Origin of the sequence: Pseudoalteromonas sp. Ld19, assembly GCF_045064135.1 — a bacterium.
Classification (GTDB): Bacteria; Pseudomonadota; Gammaproteobacteria; order Enterobacterales; family Alteromonadaceae; genus Pseudoalteromonas; species Pseudoalteromonas aliena.
On the sequence record NZ_JBISHA010000022.1, the window covers coordinates 341,549 to 357,429 of the forward strand.

Annotated in this window: 17 protein-coding genes; 11 read left to right on the forward strand and 6 right to left on the reverse strand. The window is 38.2% G+C overall.

The window, feature by feature from the left end:
- Position 1 precedes the first annotated feature (1 nt).
- Positions 2-841, reverse strand: a complete 840-nt coding sequence (locus tag ACJJVZ_RS18405) for a 23S rRNA (adenine(2030)-N(6))-methyltransferase RlmJ (protein ID WP_138584531.1) — start codon at positions 839-841, stop codon at positions 2-4.
- 218 nt (positions 842-1,059) lie between these two features.
- Between ACJJVZ_RS18405 and zapB the strand changes: the two genes are divergently transcribed.
- From zapB to ACJJVZ_RS18455, 10 genes are all read left to right on the forward strand, one after another.
- Positions 1,060-1,290 (forward strand): cell division protein ZapB, encoded by a 231-nt coding sequence (gene zapB / locus ACJJVZ_RS18410; RefSeq protein ID WP_077536812.1) that lies wholly within the window; start codon positions 1,060-1,062, stop codon positions 1,288-1,290.
- The gene (locus ACJJVZ_RS18415; protein WP_077536811.1) at positions 1,290-1,595 is read left to right on the forward strand and encodes a cell division protein ZapA; all 306 of its coding nucleotides are present in this window, start codon (positions 1,290-1,292) and stop codon (positions 1,593-1,595) included. The genes zapB and ACJJVZ_RS18415 overlap by 1 nt, the downstream gene beginning before the upstream one ends.
- A gap of 66 nt (positions 1,596-1,661) precedes the next feature.
- The gene (locus ACJJVZ_RS18420; protein WP_405602571.1) at positions 1,662-2,684 is read left to right on the forward strand and encodes an MBL fold metallo-hydrolase; all 1,023 of its coding nucleotides are present in this window, start codon (positions 1,662-1,664) and stop codon (positions 2,682-2,684) included.
- Between the two features lie 55 nt (positions 2,685-2,739).
- The gene (locus tag ACJJVZ_RS18425) at positions 2,740-4,200 is read left to right on the forward strand and encodes a transglycosylase SLT domain-containing protein (RefSeq protein ID WP_405602573.1); all 1,461 of its coding nucleotides are present in this window, start codon (positions 2,740-2,742) and stop codon (positions 4,198-4,200) included.
- 65 nt (positions 4,201-4,265) lie between these two features.
- Positions 4,266-4,754, forward strand: coding sequence for a peptidylprolyl isomerase (locus tag ACJJVZ_RS18430; protein ID WP_193154955.1), 489 nt, complete (start codon positions 4,266-4,268; stop codon positions 4,752-4,754).
- A 20-nt stretch (positions 4,755-4,774) separates the two neighbouring features.
- Positions 4,775-5,503: an SDR family NAD(P)-dependent oxidoreductase gene (locus ACJJVZ_RS18435; RefSeq protein WP_193154956.1), complete on the forward strand. Its 729-nt coding sequence runs from the start codon at positions 4,775-4,777 to the stop codon at positions 5,501-5,503.
- Complete coding sequence (locus tag ACJJVZ_RS18440) at positions 5,500-6,339, forward strand: amidohydrolase family protein (RefSeq protein ID WP_405602576.1); 840 nt, start codon at positions 5,500-5,502, stop codon at positions 6,337-6,339. Before ACJJVZ_RS18435 ends, ACJJVZ_RS18440 begins: the two co-directional genes overlap by 4 nt.
- Positions 6,340-6,386: 47 nt before the next feature.
- Entirely contained in the window at positions 6,387-7,958 is a 1,572-nt protein-coding gene (locus tag ACJJVZ_RS18445) for a S41 family peptidase (protein ID WP_405602579.1), read from the forward strand.
- Positions 7,959-7,961: 3 nt separating this feature from the next.
- Positions 7,962-8,342: a hypothetical protein gene (locus ACJJVZ_RS18450; RefSeq protein ID WP_405602582.1), complete on the forward strand. Its 381-nt coding sequence runs from the start codon at positions 7,962-7,964 to the stop codon at positions 8,340-8,342.
- A 132-nt stretch (positions 8,343-8,474) separates the two neighbouring features.
- On the forward strand, positions 8,475-8,954 hold the full coding sequence (locus ACJJVZ_RS18455; RefSeq protein WP_182702395.1) for a hypothetical protein: 480 nt from the start codon (positions 8,475-8,477) through the stop codon (positions 8,952-8,954).
- A 5-nt stretch (positions 8,955-8,959) separates the two neighbouring features.
- Here the strand turns inward: ACJJVZ_RS18455 and ACJJVZ_RS18460 are convergent, their stop codons facing one another.
- A complete protein-coding gene (locus ACJJVZ_RS18460) occupies positions 8,960-11,500 on the reverse strand; it encodes a protein kinase domain-containing protein (protein ID WP_405602585.1) in 2,541 nt (846 codons plus the stop codon).
- Between the two features lie 121 nt (positions 11,501-11,621).
- Here ACJJVZ_RS18460 and ACJJVZ_RS18465 point away from each other — a divergent pair, with 121 nt between their 5' ends.
- A complete protein-coding gene (locus ACJJVZ_RS18465; protein WP_193154962.1) occupies positions 11,622-12,593 on the forward strand; it encodes an FHA domain-containing protein in 972 nt (323 codons plus the stop codon).
- Between the two features lie 68 nt (positions 12,594-12,661).
- Here the strand turns inward: ACJJVZ_RS18465 and ACJJVZ_RS18470 are convergent, their stop codons facing one another.
- From ACJJVZ_RS18470 to ACJJVZ_RS18485, 4 genes are all read right to left on the reverse strand, one after another.
- Positions 12,662-13,837, reverse strand: coding sequence for a mandelate racemase/muconate lactonizing enzyme family protein (locus ACJJVZ_RS18470; RefSeq protein ID WP_077536801.1), 1,176 nt, complete (start codon positions 13,835-13,837; stop codon positions 12,662-12,664).
- Positions 13,838-13,863: 26 nt separating this feature from the next.
- Positions 13,864-14,631 carry a class II aldolase/adducin family protein gene (locus tag ACJJVZ_RS18475; protein WP_077536800.1) on the reverse strand — a complete coding sequence of 256 codons (768 nt, stop codon included), beginning with the start codon at positions 14,629-14,631 and terminating at the stop codon, positions 13,864-13,866.
- A 141-nt stretch (positions 14,632-14,772) separates the two neighbouring features.
- Positions 14,773-15,096, reverse strand: a complete 324-nt coding sequence (locus tag ACJJVZ_RS18480) for a c-type cytochrome (RefSeq protein ID WP_077536799.1) — start codon at positions 15,094-15,096, stop codon at positions 14,773-14,775.
- A 181-nt stretch (positions 15,097-15,277) separates the two neighbouring features.
- A complete protein-coding gene (locus ACJJVZ_RS18485) occupies positions 15,278-15,817 on the reverse strand; it encodes a DUF2058 domain-containing protein (RefSeq protein ID WP_138584540.1) in 540 nt (179 codons plus the stop codon).
- Between the last annotated feature and the right edge of the window lie 64 nt (positions 15,818-15,881).

The following is a 15,881-nucleotide window of genomic DNA, read 5'->3' on the forward strand; positions in this document are numbered from 1 at the left end:
CCTACTCATCAACGAGCTGTTCGCTACGATAAAAACCACTTGGTTTACTCAATAAACTCATTAACTCTGGTAACACTTCATCCATAGTGTGTTTTAACTTCCAAGGCGGATTAATGACTATCATGCCAGATGCCGTCATGCCATGCACATCAGTATCTTCTTCAGTGCCTAGTTCAAACAATTGAATGTTTCGCATGCCGGAATCTATTAACCCTTGTTCCATATTATTAATGCGCTCTCTATCTACTACTGGGTACCAAATCATATAAGTGCCGGTAGAAAAACGTTGATATGCTTTAATTAAAGTCGCCACAACTGTTTCATAATCATCTTTAATTTCATAAGGAGGGTCAATCAATACACACGCTCGACGAGATGCTGGTGGTAGTAATCCCACTAATCCTGCAAAACCATTTTCACCACGCACACGAATCGATCGCTTACCTTGCATGTTTTCTTCTAGTAACAATAGATCTCGCGGATGAAGTTCAAAAAACCAGCCTTTATCTTGGCGACGTAAAAAATGTTCAGCTATTTTTGGCGAACCTGGGTAGAACTCCAGTGCATCCGTTTCGTTAAATGATTTAATTAACTCAATGTAATCATTCAGTGCTGCGTGCTTACTTGTATGTTGCCATAGCTTTTGAATACCATCTTGATATTCTTGTGTTTTTTGTGCATCAGCTGCAGCTAATTCAAAAAAACCAGCACCCGAATGCGTGTCTATATAATCAAGCGGCTTATCTTTAAGCGTTTGATAGCCTAGCACCTGTGCTAATACTAAATGTTTGAGTACATCAGCAGGATTACCAGCATGAAATGAGTGTCTGTAACTAAGCATTGTTTATTTTCGCCATACGCTATTTAATAAAAAACAGTGAACCATAAGCTCTATACTTTGGCAACTGAGAGTGAACCATTTCTGAATGAAAAAGCACATACGCTGAATTATCCCTTAACGAAGAAGAAAAATCAGCTAAAACCGCCGTAAATGCTGGCAAATCAACACACTTTGCTTTACATTTGCATGACATTAATTACAGTTATATGAGCGCCTTTATGAATAACAATACTCTTCAACAACTCGAACAACTGATCGATTCCTTAATTGATCGTAACAATCAATTACAAACAGATGTTTCTAACTTAAAAGATCAAAATAGTAAACTCATTGACGAGAATGAACTATTACAGTTGGAAGCTCTTGAAAACGAAGAAAAACAAAAAGATGCGAGCACTACGTTATCGGGTCTTCTAGATAAGTTACAAAGCGCACAACAGGCTAACTAATGTCTGAGCTGCAAAACCAGCGGGTCACTGTTGAGTTGCTAGGTAAAGAGCAGCAATTTGCTTGTCCCGAAGGACAAGAAGATGCATTAATAGCAGCAGCTAAAAATCTAAATGACTTAGTTGATAAAATGAAAAAACGCTCAACAGTCAGAAGCGATCAAAAAGCCTTACTTATGGCTGCGCTTAACTTAAGCCATGAATTGCTAGAAGCAAATACACAGGCTACAGTTGAGCAGCAACAACAAGACCAACTTATTGATAAATTGAGTCAATATTTGGCAAGTGACCCTAAACATCAAAAATAAAAAGCGCACACTGCGCTTTTTGTTTATTATAAGAGCAATTAAAATAATATAGCGTTGAGAGATTAAATGAAGTTAATTAATTCCAATAGAATCACTTCATGTAAGCACTTACTACTAGCATATATTTTGCTCTTTTTAGCCCCTCTATCCCATGCAGCAGTTAGTTGGGAGACAATTAATGCCAACATTCAATTTTTAAAACAAGAAGATAAACTGCGCTTTTACGACTCAAATCAAGTGTTAATTGAGGGCAAAAAATGTGCGCTACTTGTAGATGCGAGCGGAAATTTTGCTGGTGTAGAACGATTAGTTAATGATTTAAAAAAACGCCTCAAAACCCCTTTATGTTATTTAGTTGCTACGCATTACCATGATGATCACTTACTTGGCATGGCAGTAATGCAGCACTTTTATCCTGACGCAAAACTAATTGTTCATCAACGAGTCAATGATAACTTTAGTGTGTATCAAAAAGCATTTACTAATCAGCTTGATAATTATGAAAAAAGTATAGAACTCAGCTACCAACGCTTAGCCAATATTGCTAAAGAAGATCAACCACAGTGGCGAGAGAAATTAGAGTTAGCAAAAAAGCGACTATTTCGCTGGCGAGAATATCAACTTAATGCCCCTCAAATTGCTATCAATAAGAGCAAAACGCTCGATTTAGGCGGTTTTGAGCTAACGCTTAATGCGCATGCAGCACATACCAATGGCGATTTAACCATTAGTACTAACGGTGGCAGTGTTTTAATTGGAGGTGATGCTGTAGATTGGCTCCCTTATCCAGGTCACGGTGAACTCAAAAGCTGGCAAGCACTTCTTAAGCAATATATAAACGATTCAAAGCTCAGCTTAATTATTCCAGGCCACGGTGGTACGCTTAATAGAGCTCAGCTTAAACAGCCTTTATTATTTTTAACAGCCATTACTGAGCATGTAAAAAACAATAAAGGCCAGACTGTAGAAAAGCTGATGCTGTCGTTCCCTGAATCAGTTATGAAACCTTATACAGAAGAGACACTTAACAAAAAATCGAGTGATTTATTTTTACAAGCTGGGCTAATCCGCGCTAAAAACACTAAATAACTCAACACAACGGATTGTGTTAAAATGATAAAAGGAATGTATAAAAGTGATCACTATGCGCAGCTTGGTTTTATTTTGTTTAAGTCTATTTTTATTTGGTTGCGGGAGTACAGAGCCTGAGCTACAAGATGCTCCAAAAATACTTACCCACCATGAGGCAGATAACCAATCTGAAAATGAATTACAAAAAAAACAAAGCAGTTCTAAACTAGCACCATCGCCACTTAAACAAACTGATATTAAAAAGCGTCAAACTCAAGTAACTGACTTATGGGTACATGTTGCAAATAACCTGCATTTCAAAATTCATAAAAACGTTGCGTTAAATAAGCGCATTAACTGGTATTTAAAACAGCCAAATTATTTACGCACAGTAAATAAGCGCGCCGCTCCCTATTTTTATCACATTGTGAAAAAGGTTGAAAAAAAAGGCTTACCCATGGAGCTCGCGTTACTGCCATTTGTTGAAAGCGGCTTTAGACCCACAATCGTATCATCGCAACAAGCGGTAGGCATATGGCAGCTAGTAGCCGCAACGGCACATCACTTTGGTGTAAAGTCAGATCAATGGTATGACGGTCGTCAAGATGTACTCGCCTCAACTGATGCGGCACTTGATTATTTGAGCTACTTACACAAACGTTTTGATGGTAATTGGTTACATGCCCTTGCTGCTTATAATACTGGCGAAGGTCGCGTAAAACGTGCAATTGAAAAAAACAAAAAAAGAGGAAAAAGCACCGATTATTGGTCGTTAAACTTACCCAAGGAAACAGCCGATTACGTACCTAAACTACTTGCATTGAGCTACCTGGTCAAACACCCGAAAAAACCACTCAAGCGTCCAAAATTAGCTTACAAACCATTGACTACACAAATGGATGTCGGTCAACAATTTGATTTTTCGGTGATCGCTAAACTTTCAGGTGTAGGTTCAAAACAATTACATGCGCTCAATCAAGGCTATTTAAAAAATCAAAGCTCACCCAATGGCCCGCACACTTTACTTCTCCCTATCAGACAAGAAGCTCTTTTAAAAAGCCAATTTTTTAGGGCTAATTTTGCAGGTGAATACATAGTAATAAAAAACGATACACTTTATAGCATTGCAAGGCGTTTCGACATGTCAGTCATCGCCTTAAAACAGCTTAATAATAAACAAACAAACTTAATTAGTGTTGGTGAAAAGCTCTTAGTTGGGCAACCAAAAACGCTTCCAAAATCCCTTACGGTTGACTATAAAATAAGTCCCTACCTTGAACATAAAGAATTGGTTATTCCCACTATAGAAGTAAACTATGAGGTAAAACAAGGTGATAATCTATGGGAAATCAGCCAGCTGTATGATGTAGCTCATAGTGATTTAGCTAAATGGAATAAACTCTCTGCATCGAGTGTATTAAAACCTGGTACGCAACTCGTGATGTTTATACCCCAAGCAAAAAAACCTAAAGCAATACCAATAAAAAAGAATTTACTATTAGATCTACAAAAAACACTAAATCAACCACGTTAAGTTTATAAACAACTCTATTTCGCGTAAAATCACCTCCTAACATAGTAAAATTTAAAGAGACAAGCATGCAAATTAGTAAAAATTCAGCGGTTGAATTTCATTACACCCTTAGCGAAGCGGGTGAGCAAGTAGAAACGAGTACAAACGACGCACCGCTTACTTATATTCATGGCAGCGAAGGCATGCTTCCTGGTTTAGAAAAAGCCCTTGAAGGAAAAGCCGCTGGTGAAAAATTTAGCGTAACATTAGAGCCAAGTGAATCTTATGGCGAACGTGTTGATGACTTAATTCAACGCATTCCCTTAAAGCACTTACAAGGTGATGTTAAAGTATGGAAACCAGGCATGACTGCAATGGTTACCTCTAATCAAGGTCGCCATCAGGTAACGATTGTTAAAGTAGGCCGTTTTAACGCAGACTGTGATTTAAACCACCCATTTGCTGGTAAAACACTGACATTTGCTGTTGAGGTTGTTTCTGTTCGCGAAGCAACAAATGAAGAACTTTCTCATGGCCATGTTCATGCTGAAGGCGGTTGTGGTCACTCGCACTAATAAGCACTAAAGGAGCAAGTATGTCTAAAGTTGCGATTGTCACTGGCGGTACAAAAGGTATTGGCTTAGCCGTAGTAAAGCGTTTATTACACAACGGCTACCAAGTTCACAACCTTGATATAGAGCCTAGCGACAGCGGTGAATTTCATCTATGCGACGTTAGTGATGTCGCTGCCGTACGCCACTGTATAATGTCCATATGTAAACAAACACAACGTGTTGACGTACTTGTTTCCAACGCAGGAAAACACTTAAGCGCTAATATTGAAAGCACCGATGAGCAAACCCTCGATGCGCTTTTTGCACTTAATGTGAAAGGTGCTTACGCTGCCGTACAGAGTGTACTACCTAATATGAAAGTCCAAAATAGTGGTTCTATTATATTAATTGCTTCTGATCAGGCAATTATAGGTAAGCAAAACTCGTTTGCGTATAACCTAACTAAACATGCCCTTGCTTCAATGGCAAAAACAACAGCGCTTGATTACGCCAGCTTTAATATTCGTGTAAATGCGGTATGTCCTGGCACAATAGAGACTCCACTATTTCACAATGCAATAGATGCGTACTGCGCGCAAAGTGGCGCTAACAAAGCTGAAATAGTTGCCGAAGAAGCCAGCCTTCAACCGCTAAATCGATTAGGTCAAGCTGACGAAGTTGCGGCACTTGTCAGTTTTTTAGCAAGTGACGATGCCAGCTTTATTACTGGCAGCCTACAAAGCATTGATGGTGGCTATACAGCCCAATGAGTACAAAAATAATTGACCCACATGTACACTTTTTTAATTTAAGTGAGGGTCAATACTCATGGTTACAAGGTGCTTCCCCACCAGCATGGCCAAATTTAGACAAAATAAAACTGCCTGTTAGCGAAGAAGATTTAATTCAAAGCACCGATTATAAACTTGCAGGTCTTGTACATATTGAAGCGGGGTTTGATAATAATGCGCCAATAAATGAGTTACATTGGCTAACCACGCACTTAAAAAAAACACCTTTTAAAGCAATTAGTTTTGCGCAAATTGATCAAGAAACTGATTATTTCTCTGCTGCACTAAAAAACATTCAACATACTCATTTAGCTGGTATTAGGGATATAACCGAAGGCAATGATGCACCCCGCTTACTCAATAAAAATTGCTTTGATAATCTAGAGCACCTAAGTCATTTAAAATTACATTTTGAGGCGCAGTTTGAGCTTGAAAATATACTGGTGACAGAAAAAATTGCTCACTACGCTAAGCACCTCCCACAATTACAGATTGTCATTAACCATGCGGGATTACCTAACAATACTGCACTGTGGCAACAAGCGATTAAACAACTAGCCAAGCACTGTAATATTTTTATAAAGTTTTCAGGCTTTGAGCTTTTAGCATTAAATAATCACCAACAAATTGAATGCTTTAACACAATTTTAAAACAGTTTGGTGAGCAGCGCATTATGTTTGCTAGTAACTTCCCCGTTTGCCAAATCAACACTAGCTACAACAACTTATGGCACTCTTATTCAGATTTATGCCATAGTGAAGGCACTTGGCACCAATTAAGCTACAAAAACGCTAAACTTCTCTACCAAGTATAAATAAAAACCGCTATATTTACTCAACAGTATAAAAAGCGAGCCTCTACATGTTCACTCTAACTAAACTAAATATGGCAAAAATACTTCTACCTTTAACACTCGCTAGCACTCTAGTCGCGTGTGGCGGTGGAGGAAGCTCAGCCGATACAAGTACTGGTACTGGCACAACTACAAATAATGCCAGCTGGGTTTCCGGTACGTTTGCTAATGCAAATCAGTTTAAAGGGCAGTGCCAAGCAATTAATGAAAAAAACTGGCTGCGCTCTTGGAGTAACGAAACTTACCTGTGGTACGACGAAATTATAGATACCGACCCTGCGCTTACCAGCGCAGTAGCTGATTATTTTGAGCTGCTTAAAACGAACGAACTTACTGACTCTGGTGCTGAGAAAGATAACTTTCATTTCACTTTATCAACCGATGAATGGGAGCGCCAAAACCAAGCCGGCATTAGTTATGGCTATGGCTTTAATATAAAATTAATCGCTAGTAGTGCCCCACGACAAGCCGTTGTTACCTATACCGAGCCAAATACGCCAGCAAGTAGTCAAAATATAATACGTGGATTTGAGCTTGTTGAAGTCGATGGGATTGATTTTGTTAATGCAACTTCAGCTAGTGATGTTAGTACCCTTAATGCAGGCTTATTTCCAAAGCTAACAGGGAAAGTAACTGAGTTTATATTTAAAGATATCAGCACTAACGAAAATCGCACCATTACACTTACGTCCCAAAATGTAACATCCCAACCAGTGATCAATGTTCGCACAGACCTTGCCGGTGGTGATGTCGGGTATTTTCAATTTAATACTCACAACGCGATTGCCGAAGAGCAACTATATAATGCATTTAACGAACTTGCTGCGAGTAATATTAAAGATTTAGTGATTGATGTACGCTACAACGGCGGCGGCTTATTAGAATTGGCTAGTCAAGTTGCCTACATGGTTGCGGGTAACGCAAACACGCAAGGTAAATTTTTTGAGCGTACAATCTTTAATGATAAAAATCCAAATACAAACCCTGTAACAGGTGAAACAATAACGCCGATGCCCTTTACTAATCAGTTTAAAGGGTTTGATAAAAGCGCAAGTATTGTAAGCGGCAGCCAACTACCTACACTAAACCTAAATCGTGTTTATGTACTTACCACCAGTAATACTTGCTCTGCAAGTGAGGCTATTATGAATGGGTTACGCGGTGCTGATATAGAGGTTATTCAAATTGGCTCTGGTACATGTGGTAAGCCCTATGGTTTTTACCCTACCAATAATTGTGATACGACTTATTTCACTATTCAATTTACTGGCCAGAATAATAAAGGTTTTGGTGAATACTCAGATGGGTTTGCACCGCAAAATACGGTTGATAACGCTCGTCAACCAGTGCGCATTGAAGGCTGCGCCGTTGCAGATGATTTTACCAAGCAACTAGGTAGTGCGGATGAAAGACTGCTTAGAACAGCATTAGAGTATCGCACCTCCGGCAGCTGCCCAGCAGCAAGCTCAATAAACAGCATGCGCGGTTTTGCATCATCTACTGATACCCCTGAGGTAAAAGATACGCGAATCCAAACTATGCTTGAACAAAACATTATTCTTCGCGATAACATGAGATAAACTATGAAAATACGTTCATTAATAGTCACTATTATTACAGCGATTGCACTATCTGGATGCTCAGCACAAAGCTCAGAGTCGACACCTAAGCTGCAACATGCATTATTAGTAGAGCCTAATAGTGCCGCTGTCGCCGAAGTTATCGCCCTGCTACTTCATAGTCCGCATGTACAATTGGCTGATGACGTATTTCTAACAAGCAGTACGGTGACACTTGATAGACTTAATAAAAAAGATGCTTTGGGTAACCCTATTATGGGCAAGCAGCTCAACATGCCCGATCAATTTGAGTTAATGATTAAAGATGGACAATGTTTTGTGCGCCACCTTGATAGCAAGGCAACCAAAGCGCTAAATGATGTTAATTGTCGAGTAAATAATTAGTTTACTCTGTGGCAGTGATATACAAAAAAGCGCTAAGCTCACTTAAGTATATGCTTTATACATAACCGCAGCTTACTTAAGCTGCAAAAGTAACTACAATGATATTTATTAACCCTAAAACAGGATATTAAAATGAGTAATCTTAGCTTTCGAGTTATTCCTAAAGAAGATGGACAATGGGACATTTCTAGCCCAACGGGTGGAGATAGTGAAAATATTTGTATTGATTATAAAGAACTAAAGGCAGGGCAAGCCGTCAATTTATATTATGAATTGGCTGATTGCCCTGAGTGGGAATTTGCTGAAAATGGCACGTATTTCTCTGATGCCAAAGATAATTTTAATTATCAATTAACAAGTATAGTAGCAAATGGCGGTCAATCACTTATTGTGTCTATTTCAAGCATTATTCCTGCTCACGCATTACCTGCTGAGCTGGCAACAAAACTTGCTGACAATCCAGATGAAGCTATTTCTGGCCTGCTAAGTGAGAGTGCGGATTATGAAGTAAACTTCCGCCTTGTAGCGAAAAATAAAGCTAATTCGGAATCTAAAATGCGTTATTTTTCTCAAGATCCGCGCGTAATCCTTCAAGATATGGAACCAGACTAACTGACCTATGTACAGAGAGAATTATAATTCTCTTTACCTAAGAGTGTTTTAAATTGATTCTCTGTACATAACGGTTTAAACCAAATAAGCCGATAGAACACAGGACTCCAGCCCTTTTTGATACTTTGTTCTATCGATGCCACCGCTGAATACTTTTCTCCTAAAATGGTTTGAACCATAGCTTTTACAAAATAAACTTCACTTAATTCAGAGTTTTGATTTAAAGCCCGATCAATGCTAATCATCGCCTTTTGGCTTTTACCTAAATGAACTTGCGCTTGCGCTTTTTCTAATAAGAGTTCAACAACTTGTGTATCATCAGCAATCCCTTTATCTATGTTTTTATAAATGTCAAAAGCCTGATCCTTTTTACCTAACATAAATAAAATATCGGCCAAGTTAAGCTGTTGCGTACTATTTTTAGACGAAAGTTCCACTGCCTTTTGCGCATAATATAGCGCTTCTGTAAGATCCCCTTTTAAAGACAACACAATAGAGTAATTTGAATATGTTGATGAAATAGCTGTCGAACTCGTAATTAATCGCTGATAATTTACTTCCGCTTTAACTAAATCTCCTGATAACAGCGAAATATCAGCCAGTGTTTGCAAGGCAAAAAAATCATTTGGGATATGTGTTAATATTTTTGATAAATATTCAGATGCTTTTTTATTATCCCCGAGCATTACATGAACAATTGCTAAATTTCGTGTTGTTATAAGCATCGGTCTTATTTTATAAGCAAGCTTTGCATGAGTTAATGAACGTTCTAGCTCACCACTTCTTTTATAATAAATAGCTAGCGAAGTTTGCTTTTGAAACTCTTCAATATCTGATTTTTGGATTTTTCCGATTACTATATCCGTATTGTACTTGTCTTTAACATGTTGATAAATCTCTAACAAATCAATTAAATAAGCGGGGCTGTCATGATAAGCGCTCGGAAGCGTATCTAATGTCATTTTTAGTTTTTTTATCACTTCAGGATTGAGTGTTTCATCATAATGACGCAGTACAATTTTACGGTATAGTGGATATAAAGGTGTAAATTCAGGGCTATGTAATATTAAATCCTCTATATCTGCAATGACAGAAAGAGTATTTCGGGAGTTAGTTGAAACAACGTTGACCAAGCTTACATAGCGCTCTAAAAATTCACGCTCTTTTTTTAATGCTTGTTTAGTCGCAATATCACCCGTATAGAGTTTTTCGATGAAGCTGCTTGTTACATTATAAATACCCATGTAATTCTCAGTATCACTCGCGCTTCTTTCAGCACGAACTAAAGTGCCAGTTTTACCATCAAGTAAACTTAAATTAATATCACACGACAATGGAGTACAGTCTAAATGAGTAGTAAGTAACTGATCCGCATTAAGCGCTTTGCCTAAAATAGGCAAACTTAAATTGTCTCCTAATAACTTTTGAGTTTGTCGAATTTCGATCTGAGAAATTAACGCATAACCTGAGGTATCTAATAAATATTGTCTAATAGCATCATTAATTGCCAGATTGAGCACTTGCTTTTGAGAATCTAATAGCTTAGTTTTTTTGCTAAACTCAATGGGGAGTACTGCAACGTAAGTCTTAGGTTTATTTGCCTGCCAGTACCAAATACTCACTGAAAAAAGGCCAATAGCAATACACGATAATAATGTAAAAACAGTAAATTCTTTCCATTTTTTCTGTTTGCTTGCTAACTGAATATCCGCCAGAGAAATCGTCTCGCTATTATTATTTAGCAACATCATGATATGCTTCAACTCTTCAATAACTTCAGCACTCGATGCAGGACGTTGCTTTACATGATATGAAAGAAGACGATTTATCAATAATCCTAATGGCTCAGGAATATCCGCAATAGCACAAGCATCAGCACGGCAGCGACTATTTTTTATTTGTTCTGCAATTGATTTATTAGAAGGTGTGGGCGATTGCCCCATGTATGGATGTTGGTTAGCAAAAAGTTGGTAAGCAATTAGCCCCAATGAAAACAAGTCACTTCTAAAATCTAACGGCTGCTCGTTTAGTTGCTCTGGCGACATAGCTGTTAAACTACCAAAACTACTGTTTTCTTGAGTTTGAAAAGTGTCTTTTATTTGTGAAATACCAAAATCAGCAATTTTAGCTGAGCCACTTTCATTAACCAATACGTTGGCTGATTTGAGGTCAAGGTGTAAAATATTCTGTTGATGTATTGCAAATAGTCCTTGAGTTATATCAAGTAGCAACTCAAGTTTTTTTGGTAGTGTAAGATTTTGTTGTTTAATTAAGCATTCAAGCGTTGTGCCTTTGACATATTCCATCTCTAGAATCAATTGCTCGTCATGTTGAATAGTTTTATAAATTTGCACTATGTTTGGATGATTAAAGCACGCTAATAATTTAGCCTCCAACAAGGTTTTATCAGATATAGGAGATGATAAATCAATGACCTTGAGCGCCACTTGTCGATCTAATTTTAAATCAATGCCAAGGTATACTTTACTCATACCACCTTGCGCCAAAGGATGTAGCTCTCGGTAATGATCTTCGAGTTTAAACACACTGCTCCCGATTATTAAAATTATGTTAACCATTAGTTTAACTTCAAAGGTCAAATAATTGCAATCTATTGATATTATTTAACTATAATAAAGAATAACAACTGGAAATAAATGATTAATTATGGCCATTTTAAAACACACTAAATCGCAAAAAAACTTATATTTACGTGCCTTTCATCGCTTTGGTAGATTAGCGCATTCTGTAGATACTTTTCTTGATTTCCCTGAAGTCACACGTATCCATGCCGTAATTGAGTGGCTTAATGAGCAATGGTATATCAATGATTTAAGTAAAAATGGGGTCTGGTTAAACGACATTAAAATCGCTACAAACCAAAATACACTTTTAAAACAAGGCGATAAACTCAGTTTTTCACAAATCAATAATTTGGTGTATCACGTTACTTCGGTAGAGCCACCACGAGATTTACTGTTTCCGGTAAATGAATCACAAGAGCAAATTATATACCTAGAGCAATACCACTTTTTACCTAATAATAAGCACCCTGAAGTTATTTTGCATTTCGATTCACAGCAGCACTGTTGGTATTATGAAGACATGCATGAACACTTACAACAACCAATTAATGATGGTCAAGATTTGCGTGTGGGCAACAATGTATGGCGCTTATTTCTAGCTGGCGCAGCCACCCAAGAAAAAACAGTCGAGCTAAAAGCACAGCCAAGTAATAACTTGGAATTTATTTTTAACCTCAGTCTTGATGAAGAGTTAGCCGAACTTAAAATTAAAAGTCAGACTGCACTACTCGATTTTGATGTTCGCTCACATCACTATCTCACCCTGCTATTAGCGCGTTATAAACTACAAGATATTCAAAATGGCTTTGAAGCAGATACACAAGGGTGGGTACAAGTTAAAAAGCTAGCTAAGGATTTAGGGATCAGTGAAGCGCATGTAAATATTCAAATTCATCGCGCACGCAAACAATTTGTTGAGCTATTAAATAATGAAATAATACCCAGCGCATTAATAGAAAGAAAACGCGGTAAAGTTCGCTTTGGCGGTAAGTTATTTACCATTTATAAAGGCAAAAAAATAGAATCTTCTAATTTAGAAAACACTATTGAATAAATAACAATTAGCCAACAGCCCCGCAACCAATGTACATTGGCTGCGGGGCTTTATTATGCTTTGCTGAACTATTTTATTTCTACGCGTTGAGAGCGCATAACAATCTCATCGTTTAATTCAATACCTAACCCAGGCTCTTCTGATACTTCAAAAAAGCCATTTTTAGGTTGTGGATCTTGCAAGCACAATTCACGGTTCCACTTTTTAATCGCATAAGTATGATGTTCATGAATCAAAAAGTTAGGTATCGCTGTTTCTAAATGCAGCGAGGCTGCTGTAGCAACTGGGCCACCACATACATGCGCCTGAATACGTACATCAAAAATATCAGCATAGTCACATACTTTTTTGGTTTCGGTAAAACCGCCACACAAACCAATATCTGGCTGTAGTACATCAATACTTTGATCTTCTAAGTATGGACGCACTCCCCAGCGGTTATACAAACGCTCGCCACCGGCTATCGGTACCGATACTTTATCGGCTACTTTGGCATGCAGTGAATGGTTTAAGTAGTTAACTGGCTCTTCAAAATACATACAGTCAAATTCTTCTGCAATTTCACCCAACTGAATGGCTGTGGTAACACCCGGTAAACTGTGGCATTCAAAAATAATATCTACTTCGTCGCCCACGGCTTCGCGAATTGCTTGCATACGTGCACGGTAAAGTTTCATTTCAGTACGTGAGATTATTTTTGTACGGTCGTAATAAGTATTGCCATCTTTATCGTACTGAATTGGATCTACTTTTACCGCATCATAACCTTCAGCCATCGCTTTTAAAGCAGCTTCTGCATATTCTTGCGGCTGTACTAGCGCTTTAAATTCGCTATCCCAGTCAAACTGCAATTGCGATGCGTATGTACGTAGTTTGTCGTTAACTTTACCACCTAATAATTGGTATACAGGTAAACCAAGCGCTTTACCTTTAATATCCCAAAGTGCGGTATCAATTGCGCTCATTGCAGCATATACAACAGGTCCGCCGCCTAAGCCCCAAAAGCTCTCACGCAGCATACGTGACCATAGTTTTTCGGTTTGAAACGGGTCATGGCCGATTAAAAAGGCATCAGCCATCTCTTTAATCATGGCTGCGGCTGCGCTGTGACCTAAATCGTAAGCAAGGCCCGCTTCGCCAACACCACTAATGCCTTCATCAGTATGAATACGTACAAACACCGGTGTCCAGGAAGGTCTATCAGGACAGTGAATATCAAATACTTCAACACGATTTACTTTCATTTAAATTCCTTATTAACCACTATGGGTTATTTTGCAAAACTAGGGTCAAGTCGATACGCTTTACGTAACATCGCAGGCCACGCAAGTTGCCCGCCAGTGCTGCCACTGTGTACTACGTTTGCTTGATTATAAATATTGTCGATTATAGGCTGCGGTACCTCAATAACCTCTTGCGAGCTTGCTTGCAGCGCTAATTGTATTTCGCATGCGCGCTGTAAATCATAAAAACGCATAAACGCATCGCCCACAGTTGGACCTACCGTTAGGCCACCGTGATTGACTAATAACATATGGTTAGTGCTGCCTAAATCGTCTTGCAGCACTTTTCGTTCATCGTCGTTTACCGCAAGCCCTTCGTAGCCATGATAAGAAAGCGATGGCAGTGAAAACATTGAATACTGGCTAAGCGGTAATAAACCTTTTTTTTGCGTGGCAACAGCAATTGTTTCTTTAGTATGAAGATGAATAACACAATGCGCGTCTTCACGAACTTCATGAATCGCGCTGTGAATGGTAAAACCTGCTGGGTTAATACTAAATGGCGTATCGTCGATAATATTACCATTTAAATCGACCTTCACTAAATTAGACGCAGTTACTTCATCAAAAGTTAAACCAAAGGCATTGACTAAGTAATGATCGGTGCCAGGCAAACGTGCTGATAAATGCGTATAAATTAAATCGCCCCAACGAAAATGATCAACCAGCCTATAACATGCCGCTAAGTCAATACGCAGTTGCCACTCTTGTGCTGATACTTTATTTTTTAAATCAAGTTGAGGTAAATCAAACATATTAAACCTTTTCAAAGCGTACATTGTTAATCAGTACAAATAGATGTTTAGAAGTCTAAAGCAGTCTTTATTTTATAGCAAACACAAACAAAACAGCCACACTATTGTGTGGCTGTTTATAAAACTAAATAACTGCGTAAATTATTTTACGTTAGCTAGGTAATCTGCAATTGCGTCAAACTCTTCATCAGTCACCGTTGCAACCATTGCTTTCATGGCCATAGACATACCGTTGCTACGCGCGCCTGATTTAATGTCTTTCATTTGTGCAACTAAATAGTCTTTATTTTGACCATTTAGTTTTGGGTACATACCCATAATTGGTGCTTTACCTTCAGCGCCATGGCAGGTTTGACAATTTTTAGCTGTATAAAGTGCAGCGCCATCAGCGGCAGCTGCATTAAACGAGAAGCTTGCGGCTAAACTAATACCCGCGCCTAGTAGTAGTGTTTTCATCTTGCTCATTGTATTTACTCTTCTTTTTTAACGGTTAGAAAAAACTGTTCTATTGATTGTAGTAAACAATCAAATAAAAAGCATACGTACGAAACGACGCTAGACGATCAACTTAACCAAACTGCTAACTCGTTCCTACTCATTTTTATATACCTTAGCAAATAAAAATGAGCTTACCCTTAATAGCTTATTACCAAACTATATCATCGGGTACTTCAAAATCTGCGTATGGATCGTCTTCGTCTTTTGGTTTGTTTTCTGGCTCTACATGAAAAACAATATACTTTTCGTCAACTTCAGCCACTTTGCGTGCTGGTTCGTCGTCTAAAACGTAAAATTGCCCTTCGAGTACACATATAGCTAAACGACCACCCGATAACGCTTTTTGCGTTTTTTCGTTTACGTCGATATTTTTTACTTTATTTTGATAAGTAAAATTAAATGTGCGCTCACCACGAATAGCATCTTGGTTATGATGCTCTAAAATTTGCTTAACCCGTGCTTCTTGCTCGCGCTGCTTTAAATCACCTTGACGTGCTTGATTGAGCTCTTCAGCCTTTTTTTGCTGCTCTAGCTTAGTTTGTTGAATATGCTTTTGCAGATCACTTGGGTTACTTGTAGCCCCTTTCTTTTGCTTTTTTTGTTGCTTACGTTTTTCTGATTTAGCAACTTTAGCATTATGCGATGTTGTTAATCCTGCTTGAAGCAATTGGTCTTGTAATGAACCCATGGCTTTGTTCCACTAAAAACTAATATTAAGGTTATTTTAATCACCAACGAGTGCAAATAACAGC